This window comes from Paraburkholderia sp. EB58 (genome assembly GCF_050436665.1).
In the GTDB taxonomy this organism is placed as follows: domain Bacteria; phylum Pseudomonadota; class Gammaproteobacteria; order Burkholderiales; family Burkholderiaceae; genus Paraburkholderia.
Genome location: NZ_JBNDMQ010000020.1, coordinates 153,246 through 165,423 on the forward strand (window position 1 = coordinate 153,246; position 12,178 = coordinate 165,423).

9 protein-coding genes are annotated in these 12,178 nt (G+C 59.3%); 6 read left to right on the top strand and 3 right to left on the bottom strand.

Annotated features, from left to right (window positions below; genetic code table 11):
* The first annotated feature begins 96 nt into the window (after positions 1-96).
* Entirely contained in the window at positions 97-1,485 is a 1,389-nt protein-coding gene (locus tag P3T40_RS26920) for an MFS transporter (protein ID WP_429270748.1), read from the top strand.
* A 130-nt stretch (positions 1,486-1,615) separates the two neighbouring features.
* On the opposite strand, the gene P3T40_RS26925 is transcribed toward P3T40_RS26920, so the two are convergent.
* Together P3T40_RS26925 and P3T40_RS26930 are read right to left on the bottom strand one after the other, a co-directional pair.
* Positions 1,616-2,014 (bottom strand): hypothetical protein, encoded by a 399-nt coding sequence (locus P3T40_RS26925; protein ID WP_429270749.1) that lies wholly within the window; start codon positions 2,012-2,014, stop codon positions 1,616-1,618.
* Positions 2,015-2,182: 168 nt separating this feature from the next.
* On the bottom strand, positions 2,183-4,237 hold the full coding sequence (locus tag P3T40_RS26930) for an alkyl/aryl-sulfatase (protein ID WP_429270750.1): 2,055 nt from the start codon (positions 4,235-4,237) through the stop codon (positions 2,183-2,185).
* Positions 4,238-4,843: 606 nt separating this feature from the next.
* Between P3T40_RS26930 and P3T40_RS26935 the strand changes: the two genes are divergently transcribed.
* From P3T40_RS26935 to P3T40_RS26950, 4 genes are all read left to right on the top strand, one after another.
* A complete protein-coding gene (locus P3T40_RS26935; protein ID WP_429270751.1) occupies positions 4,844-5,416 on the top strand; it encodes a fimbrial protein in 573 nt (190 codons plus the stop codon).
* 80 nt (positions 5,417-5,496) lie between these two features.
* Positions 5,497-6,237: a fimbria/pilus periplasmic chaperone gene (locus tag P3T40_RS26940; protein ID WP_429270752.1), complete on the top strand. Its 741-nt coding sequence runs from the start codon at positions 5,497-5,499 to the stop codon at positions 6,235-6,237.
* A 132-nt stretch (positions 6,238-6,369) separates the two neighbouring features.
* Positions 6,370-9,045: a fimbria/pilus outer membrane usher protein gene (locus tag P3T40_RS26945; RefSeq protein WP_429270753.1), complete on the top strand. Its 2,676-nt coding sequence runs from the start codon at positions 6,370-6,372 to the stop codon at positions 9,043-9,045.
* A gap of 297 nt (positions 9,046-9,342) precedes the next feature.
* The gene (locus P3T40_RS26950) at positions 9,343-10,944 is read left to right on the top strand and encodes a peptide chain release factor 3 (RefSeq protein WP_429270754.1); all 1,602 of its coding nucleotides are present in this window, start codon (positions 9,343-9,345) and stop codon (positions 10,942-10,944) included.
* A 62-nt stretch (positions 10,945-11,006) separates the two neighbouring features.
* Here the strand turns inward: P3T40_RS26950 and P3T40_RS26955 are convergent, their stop codons facing one another.
* Positions 11,007-11,453, bottom strand: a complete 447-nt coding sequence (locus tag P3T40_RS26955) for a HipA domain-containing protein (protein ID WP_429270755.1) — start codon at positions 11,451-11,453, stop codon at positions 11,007-11,009.
* 233 nt (positions 11,454-11,686) lie between these two features.
* Between P3T40_RS26955 and P3T40_RS26960 the strand changes: the two genes are divergently transcribed.
* Positions 11,687-12,178 (top strand): IS630 family transposase (locus tag P3T40_RS26960; protein ID WP_429270756.1); only part of this gene is annotated, 492 nt, incomplete at its 3' end.

Genomic DNA, 12,178 nt, shown 5'->3' on the forward strand with positions numbered 1-12,178 from the left:
GAAGCGGACGATGCAGTCTCGTGCGCGATCCGGCGGTCCGGCGATCCGGCAATACGCTGGCTGTAGCACGGCTGCTCCAACAAGTAAGGAGACAGCGTGAGCAATCAGGATACCCAGGCAGGCACCCTTGGCCTCGCCCCAATCGCGCCTCGCGCCACCAACACCGCACCCGCGCACGGCCGCATTCCCCTCGACGACGTTCCGCTGAACGGGTTTCACATCAAGATCGCCGGTCTGACCTTCGGTGCGCACTTCACCGAAGGCTACGCGCTCGGCACGATCGGTTATGCGCTCGCTTCGCTGAATCGGCAGATGCCGCTCGACGCGTTCTGGATGGGCATGATCGGCAGTTCCGCTTTGATGGGCATTTTCCTCGGTAGTCTCGTGTTCGGCTGGCTGTCGGACAAGTTGGGGCGCCAGAAGATCTTCCTGCTGAGCTTTCTCATCATCACCGCGGCAGCGTTTGCGCAGTTCTATGTCACGTCGCCCGCTGAGTTGTGTGTGTTGCGCGTGCTGATCGGTATTGGCATGGGCGGTGATTTTGCGGTTGGGCACGCGATTCTGGCCGAATTCTCACCTCGCAAACATCGCGGCACGCTACTCGGTTCGTTCAGTGTGGTGTGGACAGTGGGCTACGTCGTGGCCAATGTGCTCGGCATGCAATACGCGAACGCGGCACCGGACGCGTGGCGCTGGTTGCTCGCGTCGGCAGGTGTACCCGCGCTGATCGTGCTGTTGCTGCGCATGGGCACGCCCGAATCGCCCCGTTGGCTGCATGGCAAAGGACGCATCGCAGAAGCCAAGGCCATTGTCTTGAAGCACTTCGGACCGAACGTCACGCTCGACGGCGGCCACGATGAGCACGCGCATGTGCAGGGCGGCTTCGCGCGTCTCTTCAGAAAGGACCTGATTCGCCGGACGATTTTCAACTGCGCGTTCTTCGTGTGCCTCGTGATTCCGTATTTCGCGATCTACACGTTCCTGCCGACCATTCTCAAGGCGATCCATCTGAACGATGGCTCCGGTGCAGACTTCCTGTTGAACGGATTTCTCGTACTCGGTGCGCTGATCGGCATCTGGCTCACGATTCAGTTGCCGCGTCGAGTGTTCCTGATCGGGTCGTTCGCAGTGACGTGCCTGTCGCTGGTGGCGTTGAGTTTGCTGCCTGAGTCGGCGATGATTGCAATGATCGTGGCGTTCGCCATCTTCACGTTGACCATGTCGGCGTTCTCGAATCTGGTCGGCGTGTTCCCGCCCGAGTGCTTTCCGACGGAAGTGCGGGCGTGTGGAGTAGGCCTCGCGATTGCGTGCAGCCGGCTCGGTTCAGCGGTGGGCACGTTTCTGCTCCCGCTCGGCATTGCGCAACTTGGCTTCCACGTCACGATGATGGTGCTCGCCGCGGTACTCCTGATTGGCATGGTGGTGTCGATTGCGTGGGCGCCGGAAACGAAGCATCTGACGCTCAATGAGGCGAGCGGGGCGTAGTGCGGTGATACTTCATCAATCAATCATCCGCCAAAACGATACGGCCGAACGTGCATCGTTCGGCCGTATCGGATAACGCTCGCTGGCAAGAGCGAAAAGCGACTCAAGCAGAGATCTGCACAACCTCCGCTCAGAAATTGACCGCCTTATTCCCTTCTACGGGAAACGCCGCATCGAGTGCAGAACGCAGCAACTTGGTATGCGTTTCGCCAGCGTCCAGGACGAGCAGATTGTCGGCGAAAGCAGCGTCAACGGAGAGTTCTCCGTCCAGGATAGCCTGCATCGCCGCCTCCGACGACACAAACACGACATCCCGATCAGCCTGGTCTTCCGAGGTCACGTCGGGCGGCTCCGGCGTGATGTCAGGATCGAATCCAGTCTCGGTCGCATGAAAAAATCCCCACGTACCGATTTCGATCAGGAGGACGTAGAAGTCAGGCAGCGCCATCAACCGACTGACCGGCAGCGAACCTTCCAGCTTAGCCTGCAGGCCTTTAAGCGCATCGATGGCAGCCATGCGCAGCTTCATGTTGCTTAACGCACCGTCAACCGCTGTCTCCGGCAACGCTCCTGCGTCCATTGCTTCTCGCGTTGCAACGGCCACGGTGAGCGCCTGAGGGTGCCCAATATTAAATTCGATCTTCAGGTCGCAGATTGCGCACATCGTTTCGGTTCCGTGTTGAGAGCCACATGCCTGTCAAGGCGTGACGATGTTGAACCAGAAGTCAAAATTGTCGAGCCAGGACACGAATTCCCCCAGCTTTGGAGCACTCCCGGAAATCTTGGCTCTACCGGCCATCACCAGTTTCTCCATCGACGTATTGCCCATCATGACTTCGTTGAGATCGACGCGTGTCATGGTGACCGATGCATCCGCGGTATCCGACGTCTTGCCTTTCGAGTAATGGATCGCCGAATTCTCGACGCCGACCACGTAGTTTTCATTCGTGTCGGTCATCACGAAGTTAAACGTAATGGATTTGCCGGCCGCGCGGGCGCCATTCAGGCGAACACCCTGGTAGTCGAGAAACATCTCCAAAGGCATCGCTTTGATCGTGTCGGGACTTTGCGAGCTGCCGAACGGCACCCGATGCACACCGTTGCGCAACTCCATGGCGCCAGTCAGATAGAAATTGCGCCAGCTTGCCGATTCCGCCTGATAACCCATCTGCTCATAAGCATCGGCCAGCATGTGCTTGGCAGCGACGTTTTGCGGATCGGCAAACACGACATGGTTCACCACCTCAGCGACCCAGCGATATTCGCCTTTGTCGTAGTAGTGCTGGGCCTTCTGCAACACGGCGGCGGAGCCACCCATGAACTCGACGTAACGCTTGCCGTTTTCGACAGGTGGCAACCGGTGAAGATTGGCCGGTACGCCGTCGAAAAAACCAAGTCGAAGGTTGTATTGCGCGACGAGGTCATGAAACACCGTGCCGTAATAGCTGCGGCAATACCATTGCTTGGCCAGGCTGTCGGGCAACCGCAGCGTGTCGGCGATCTCCAGCGGGGTATAGCCGGTATTGGCAAGGCGCATGGTCTGGTCGTGCAAATACCGGTACATGTCGCGCTGGGCCTTCAAGAAGGCGACGATTCGGTCATTGCCCCACGTCGGCCAGTAATGCGAAGCAAACAACACTTCCATTTCGCCGCCGAACATATCAATGGCGGCCTGAAGGTATTTAGACCACAACAACGCGTCGCGAACCTTGGCGCCGCGCAGCGTGTACAGGTTGTGGAGCGTATGGGTGGCGTCTTCCGCGGCACAGAACGCCTTGTACTTCGGGATGTAGAACATGAACTCAGACGGCGCTTCAGATTCCGGCGCCATGATCACAGTCATCTCGACGCCGTCCAGCGTCAGCTTCTCGCCCGTCGTGTTCGCGAAGTCAGTCGGTGTGATGAGTGTGATGGCGCCCACGGACGTCGTCTTGCCCAAGCCGCCGTCGACCACGCCGCTGGGGTTTCGCGGCAGCAGATTGCCGTACATATAGGCGGCCCGCCGGCTCATCGCATTACCAGCGATCACGTTTTCGCCGACCGCGGCTTCGGTGAAACCCGCCGGAGCGTAGATTTTTACCTTACCCGCTTTGATATCGGCTTCATCGACGATGCCGCGAATGCCGCCGTAGTGGTCTGCGTGGCTATGGGTGTAAATGACGTGGGTAATCGGCCGGTCACCGAGATGCGGGACGACCAACTGCTTCCATACAACGACTGAAGCGTCTTCGGTCATCAGCGGGTCAATCACAATCCAGCCGGTATCGCCGCGGATAATACTCATCACCGACAGGTCATAACCACGAACCTGCCATATTCCATCCACGACTTCGAAAAGACCGTGATTCATATTCAGCTTGGCATTACGCCATAAGCTGGGATTAACTGAATCAGGTGAATTATTTTCAGGGCCGCCGCTGATAAAAGCGAATTGTCCCAGGTCCCAGGCGGCGCCGCCTTTTGAACTTGGAATAATGCCGGGATCGGGCAAAGTGGCAATCAGTCCGCGGGTGGCGTCCTGGAAATCCTGAGTATCGTTAAACGCTAGCTGATTGGCATATACGGCGTTTGCTTCACGGGTTGCCTTGGTGGGTGGCTTTGCGCCGGTACCCGTGGCTTTAGGGCTTGTCGGGTTTTGCGCCAGCGCTTCACCTACGACCGTGCCCAAACCAGTGGCGATGCCAACTGTGGCCACGCCTTTAAGAAAATCACGACGTTTAGTAGCGGAAGCCGGATTATTTTCGTCGGACATACACCTACCTCCAGGTTTTCCGGATATCTCACAGGCGAATGCCTGAGCGGGTTTATTGCGGACGCCAAGCCATGCGGCGACCGTGCTTAATCGTATGCTAACGTTGGATAATCCGCAATGATGTTGAGTTTGTAATTGTTTCGATTAATGTGATTAACTGATTGAGCATTTCATTTATAAAAATAATAATGAAATTCGTTGTTTGATTTTAGTATGGCTGGCTCGACTTCGAACGAGGTGAGGCGGCGGCACGGACCGTTGCGTCGCCGTGCATCGTCGTGGGCGGAAACGGACTGACCCTATCGCCCTTCTCCGATCGGCAGATTACTCCGACTCGTGCGTCGGTGCGTGAGCGGCCGCTGTCCTACGGAGTCTGACTCCTGGATAAGAAAACCCCTACTCAAATAAGAATCGTCCTAGGTACTTAGGACTCGCCAATCCATACCATTAAGTTGCGCCTGAACGATAGGCCAATGGTTCGAAAGAAAGACCGCCATTTGCCGGCGATGAACATTGGAGCGCCCAGGGGCAAATGGCGGGTCGTTCTGAACACGAATTCGCTGTTGATCTTTAGCAAAAATTTTTCTCACGCATTGGAGCAGCAAAATGAAATCATTTCTCCCCGCATTGGCCATCGTAACGGGCGGTTTGTTGGGCGTGGCATCGTTCGGCGCCCACGCGGCCGACGGCACGATTACCTTCACCGGCACCGTATCCAACACCACGTGCTCGATCAATGGCGTGGCATCGGGTGCGCCGGCAGACCTGTCGGTCACGTTGCCGACGGTTTCGGCCGGCACGCTGTCGACGGCAGGCGCTGTTGCCGGTACGTCGAACCCGACCCAAATGGTGCTGGCATTGAGCGGCTGCACGGGCGGCGCAACCAAGGCGATCGCCAACTTCGAAAACGGTCCGACCGTTGACCAGACCACCGGCAATCTGGCTAACCAGACCGCTGCAGGTTCGGGTGGTGCTGGGAACGTCGAAGTCCGCCTGCTGAACGCATCGCTTCTGCCGATCAACATCACGACCGGTACGAACAACGATATCGCCAATGACGGCGCGACGATTACCAGCGGCAGCGGCAACCTGAAGTATTTCGCGCAGTACTACTCGACTGGCGCGGCCACTCCCGGTGCTGTGAATACGTCGGTGCAATACACGATGCAGTACCAGTAAGCGGTAGATCAAGGCGTTCGCTCATTCGAACGCCTTTTTAACGGCTAATTTTCAAGATTGTTTTTCAAAAGGTGAATGTGATGAAGCTGGGTCGAATAGCAGTTGGAATCGGTTTTGCCTGTGCGCTGCTGGCAGGCAACGCGGAGGCAAGCGTGACGATTGGCGGCACGCGGGTGGTGTATCCGCTTGACCAGCGCGAAGTGACCGTCAAGCTGGATAACGACAGCAAGTTGCCTTCGCTGGTGCAGGTGTGGATGGACGATGGTCATCCGGATGCGAAGCCAGGCGATATCAAAGTGCCTTTTGTCATTACCCCGCCGATTTTCCGGATGGACGCGAAGAAGTCGCAGACGCTGCGCGTCATGTACAGCGGCGAAGCATTGCCGACCGATCGCGAATCGGTGTACTGGCTCAACGTGCTCGACATTCCGCCCAAGGCGGCAGGTACGACCGACGCCAACACGTTGCAGCTCGCGTATCGCACGCGCATCAAGGTGTTCGTGCGCCCCGCGAAGCTGCCGGGCAAGCCCGAAGACGCGCCGGCTCAATTGACCTGGAAGCTCGCGGCAGCGTCCGGCGGAAAAGGCGAGGCGCTAAGCGTATCGAATCCGACTCCGTACTACGTATCGTTTAGCGAAGTCGATGTCGAGAGTGGCGGTCACACCTTCAAGAACGAAAAGGGCGGCATGGTTGCGCCCCACGCGACCGAAGTGTTGCCCGTTGCACAGATGAATGCAGTACCCGCAGGCGCGAAGGTCCACTACACCGCAATCAGCGATTACGGCGGCGCCATTAACGGCGACGCAACGCTGGGTCAATAGGCCGCAGCAGCACGCCGGTCGGGCGGGCGCCTCCTGCCCATTTAAAGAATCTCCCTGCACATAGCGTGCGTTGCACAGGCAACGCACAGGGACAACGCACGCCTGTTGCAGGACTTTGAGGTCGACCAGATCATGAAACGCTCACCACTACATCAACCGCATGCTCATATCAGTGCTGTATCTGGTCCGTTCGGCCTGAATCGGGTAACGGCAGTTGTCCTGTCCGTTTTCGCGGTGGTGGGCGGCGTCCAGTCGGCGAGCGTGAGTGCATCTGAAACGGCTAACGCCGACGCGGCCGTGTCGTTCGACACGACGTTTCTGCGCACCGATCCGAACCAGACCGTGGACGTCGCGCGTTTTGCGCGCGGCAACTCGGTGTCGCCGGGCGTGTATGCAGTCGATGTCTGGGTGAACGAGATCCGCGTGTCGCGGGAGGATGTGCGTTTTGTGGCCGCACGCGAAGGGCAAGGAGCGCGCCCGTGTTTGAGCCGCAAGATGCTGGAAAGCTTCGGTGTCGATTTCGCCAAAGTCGGCGTGGACGCCGGCGCTAAGGCGGGTGCTGAAACGACGGGCGAGACCACTGCTAACAAGTCGGCTGGCGACACGACCGATGCGAACGAATGCATCGACCTGAGTACCGCGGTTCCCGATGCGACCGTCGACTTCGACTTCTCGGAACAAAAGCTCACGCTGACGGTGCCGCAAAAGTACATGCGTAATGCGGCGCGTGGCTATGTGCCGCCCGAGATGTGGCAACAGGGGGTGAACGCAGGCTTCGTGAGCTACGACGCGAATACCTACCGCACCAACGGCGCAGGTATCAATTCGACGCAAAGCTATCTGGGACTTAACGCGGGCGTGAACATCGGCGGGTGGCATTTTCGCCATCAGTCGTCGATCACCTCGACGTCAGGGCAAGGCACGCAGTTCGACAACATTGCCACTTACATTCAGCACGATGTTACGAAGCTCAAGTCCCAGCTGACGGTGGGCGATGCCAACACGTCGGGCGACGTATTCGACAGCGTGGCGTTCCGCGGCGTGCAGATCGCGACCGACGACCGCATGCTGCCCGAATCGCTGCGCGGCTATGCTCCGGTCGTGCGCGGCACGGCGCAATCGAACGCACGGGTGACGATCCGGCAGAACGGGCAGGTGATCTACGAAACGAACGTGTCGCCAGGGCCGTTCGAGATCAAGGACCTGTACGCCACCGGATACGGCGGCAACCTCGACGTAACCGTCACGGAAGCTGACGGCCGCACCGAAAGCTTTACGGTGCCCTACGCTTCGGTTGCGCAATCGCTGAGGCCGGGCACCACACGCTTTTCGGTAACGGCTGGACAGTTGCGCAACGATTCCCTCGAGTCGAAGCCGGCTTTTGCGCAGTTCACGGTGCAGCGCGGTCTCACCAACACGGTGACTGCCTATGGCGGCGGCATCGTAGGTAACGGTTATGTGGCGGCGGACCTGGGCGCGGCCCTCAACACGAGGTACGGCGCCTTTTCGGCCGACGTGACAGGCGCACAGACGCAAGTGCCCGGGCGGGAGACGATGCGCGGCACCAGCTTGCGCATTGGCTACAGCAAGTTCATCGACCCGACCGACACCAACATCGCGGTTGCCGCCTATCGTTATTCGACCGCCGGCTTCCTGAATTTGTCGGATGCGGCATCGGTGCGCGATCAGGCGATGCACGGTGGCGATATCAACTCGGTCTATCGCCAGCGCAACCGGTTGCAACTGACGATCAACCAGAATTTCAAGGACCACGGCAGCGTGTTCCTGAGCGCTTCGTCGCAGCAGTACTGGAATCATAGTGGCAGCGACACGTTTTACCAGGCCGGCTACACCAACAGTTTCAAGTACGGCACCTACAGCATCACGGCGGGACGCACGCGCGACTCGGACGGTTCGATGGAGAATCAGTTCATGGTCAGCGCGACGATTCCGCTCGGTCATGGTCAGCACTCACCGTTGCTGTCGACCAATCTGTCGAGCACGGGCGGTGCCGCGAATATGCAGGCGAACGTGAGCGGGTCGCTGGGGGATAGCAACCAGTACTCGTACAACGCGTATGGCACTTATAACGCCGCCAGCAGTGGCAGTGCTTCGAATGCGGGTGTGAGCGGTGTGTATCGCGCGCCGTATGCGCAGGTGACCGCGTCAGCGAGCGCGGGTTCCGGTTCTAGCCAGGTTTCGGCCGGCATTAGCGGGTCCGTCGTAGCGCATCCGGGCGGCGTGACGTTCTCGCAAACCGTCGGCGATACGTTCGGCATTGTCGACGCGCAGGGTGCGGCGGGGGCAAGCGTATCGAGCGCGCCAGGCGTCAAGGTCAATAGCCACGGCTATGCCGTTGTGCCGTACCTGACGCCGTATGGCATGAACACCGTCGACATCGATCCGAAAGGCACGTCGACTGATGTCGAATTTGAATCGACCTCGGAGCAGGCCGTGCCGCGTCTCGGTTCGGTGGTGATGATCAAGTACAAGACGATGAGCGGTCGCGCGGCGTTGATTCGTGCGCCGCGACTGGGTGACAAGGCGCTGCCGTTCGGTGTGGATGTAGTGGATGAAAACGGCAAGACCGTTGGCGTCGTCGCACAGGACAGCCGGATTTTTGCGCGTGGCCTCGAGGACAAAGGCGCGCTGTTTGTGAAGTGGGGTGAGGCGGGGTCCGAGCAGTGCCGGATTGATTATGTGTTGCCGAAGCAGACGGGTAAGACCGGCGCCGCGTACATCTCGGTGGAAGGGCATTGCGTGGGTGGGGCGGCGGCGCAGCAGGCGGATTCCACCAGGGATCGTTGAATGACGGAGCTCAGGGTGCGGGTGTTCGCACTGGCGCCCCATCCGTCCCCCAAACCCCATTTCCCTCCGTCGGTCCCTATGACGTGTATCATTCGTTCCCTGCGCTGTTCTGCGCTGGCAATTCCCGCATTTTCGAACGCTCGTGCGTAGCGTGGCTATGACGCGGCGGTTTTGCCATGGTGAAGCGGGTCCCGGACCCAACTCCCGCAGCTCGACGCCGCCGCGCCAGACGTGGCAGAGCAGAGGCCACAAGCTTCTGAAGACCGCCCGAACCTTTCTCTGTGACCGCCAGACCCGATGTCAGTCTCCGAACTCAAACGCCGCCGCACGTTCGCGGTCATTTCCCACCCGGACGCGGGCAAGACCACGCTGACTGAAAAGCTGCTGCTGTTCTCGGGCGCGATCCAGATCGCCGGCACCGTGAAGGGCCGCAAGAGCAATCGCTACGCGACCTCGGACTGGATGGAGATCGAAAAGCAGCGGGGCATTTCGGTGGCCAGCTCGGTCATGCAGTTCGAGTACGGCGACGCCGTGATCAACCTGCTCGACACCCCGGGCCACGAGGACTTCTCCGAAGATACCTACCGTGTGCTGACCGCGGTCGACGCCGCCGTGATGGTGATCGACGGCGCCAACGGCGTCGAAGCGCAAACGCTGAAGCTGCTCGAAGTCTGCCGCAGCCGCAAGACGCCGATCGTCACCTTCATCAACAAGCTCGACCGCGAAGTGCGTGAGCCACTGGAACTGCTGGACGAAATCGAACAGCATCTGGGCGTCTCGGCGATTCCGTTCACCTGGCCGATCGGCATGGGTAAGGAATTCCAGGGCGTCTACGATATCCAACGCGATCAGGTGCGCTTGTTCCGCGCCGGACAGGATAAGGCGGGCGGCGAGGTTGAAACGCTGCAAGCGCTCAGCGACGAAGAAGGCGAACGCCGCTTCGGCCATAGCTGGGCCAAGGCGAAAGAAGAAATCGACCTGATCACCGGTGCGACGCCTGATTTTGACCGCGAGCAGTTTTTGGCCGGCCAGCAATCGCCGGTGCTGTTCGGCTCGGCTATCAATAACTTCGGCGTGAAGGAAATTCTCGACGCGCTGGTCGATCTCGCGCCGCCACCGTCGGCACGGATGGCAGTGCAGCGGTCTGTGGAGCCGGACGAGCCGAAGTTCACGGGCGTCGTGTTCAAGGTGCAGGCCAATATGGATCTGGCGCACCGCGATCGCGTCGCGTTTATCCGTGTGTGCTCGGGGCATTTCGAACGTGGCATGGCTTTGAAGGTGACGCGTTCGAACAAGACGTTCCGTGCCAACAACGTGGTGACGTTCCTGTCGCAACGTCGCGAGACGGTCAGCGAGGCGTATCCGGGCGATATCATCGGTATTCCGAACCACGGGACTTTGAGCCTCGGCGATACGCTGACCGAAGGCGAGACGCTACAGTTCGTCGGCTTGCCGTTCTTCGCACCGGAAATATTTCAGACTGTGGAAGTGGTCGATCCGATGCGTGCGAAGCAGCTCGGCGAAGCGCTGAAGCAGCTCGGCGAAGAGGGCGCGATTCAGGTGTTCCGGCCAGTCGTCGGCGGCCTGATGATTCTCGGCGCCGTTGGGCAACTGCAGTTCGAAGTGGTGTCGCACCGGCTGTCGACCGAGTACAAGGTCGACGTGCGGATGGCGCCGGCACGCTACCGTATGTCGCGTTGGGTGACGTGCGACGACGCGGCTGAATTGCGGCGCTTTACCGATGCCTATTCGGCGCGGATCGCATTCGATGCATCGAATGCACCGACTTATCTCGCATCGCACGTCTCTGAAATTGAAGTCGCGCAGAAAGCGTGGCCGAAGGTCGTGTTCAATGAGTTACGCGAGCATTCGGGCGCGCCGTTCAAGAAGGCGATGTAAGCAGCGCGTTTGCTGTGGCTTTTAAAGAAGGCGCTCGTGTGACCCGAGGTGGCCACCGCTCGCTATCCGGTTTCTTCTTCGAGATCGGGACGCAGCATCGGCCGACCCAACAACTTGCGCGCCTGGTCCGTCTGGTCGTGCTCAAAAGCGTCCTCGAGGTCCGGTAGTTCCTCCTGGGTAAGGCCGACGTCAGGCTTCAGCGCCACCTGCTTCCAGTCCAGCACCGCGTCGAGAACTTCGGCGAGGACTAGCAGCGCCTCGGCCTTGGACAGCGCGAAATACGCGCACGCATCCAAAAGCATTTGAACCGAATCGATTGGGCCGGCGTCCTCCGTGAGCCAGGTCTTGGACTCGCGCAGTTTGCCGGGCATTGGATTCACGTCGAATGCAGGCGCAATACGCCAAAAGCCACTGCCGTCGTACAGGAAGCCCAAGTTTTGGAGATGGTCGTCGGTATTGGTGATGAGCAGATTAAAGACTAGCCGCCGCCACAATTCCCGTGCGTCCACAGCGATGGACAGATTTGGGGGCTTATTAGCTATGCGAATATGTTCGCGGCTGCGCTTTGTACCGCGTCGGCCAAACGGGTCAGTGCTTCGTCGTTGTAGACGGTACGACGATCGTTAAGTCGGGAAACGGCTCAGCACGTTGCTGGCGTTCGCGACTTACTAACCAGTGCATAAATAAGCGAACATAGATTGACGCTATGTTCTAAGCTTTAAGGAGCTTGGGGAGAGGCGCAATGCGGGAAGACGACGGCCGACAGCTTTCACATGCAACGCTTGAAGAGATCCGCATTCGCGCCGTCAAGCGCGTCGAAGACGGCGAGTCGCCGGAGGACGTGATCCGGACACTGGGATTTTCCAGAGCGCGCATTTACGAATGGTTGGCGGCCTGGCGCGAAGGAGGCTTTGAGGCATTACGCGCCAAGGCGATTCCTGGCAGGCCGATGAAGCTGTCGTCCGAGGCTATCCGCTTCGTCTATCAGACAGTCACGACGAAGAATCCGATGCAGATGAAGTTCGAGTTTGCGTTATGGACGCGAGACATGGTGCGGGAATTGATCCGTGAACACTTCAACGTCAGGCTCTCTGAGGTATCGGTGGGCCGACTGCTCCGCAAGCTCGGGCTTTCACCCCAGCGACCGCTTGCGCGTGCTTACCAACGCGACCCTCAACTGGTCGAGGCCTGGATGCGGGAGCAGTATCCGGCAATCGTCCGGCAAGCCAAACGC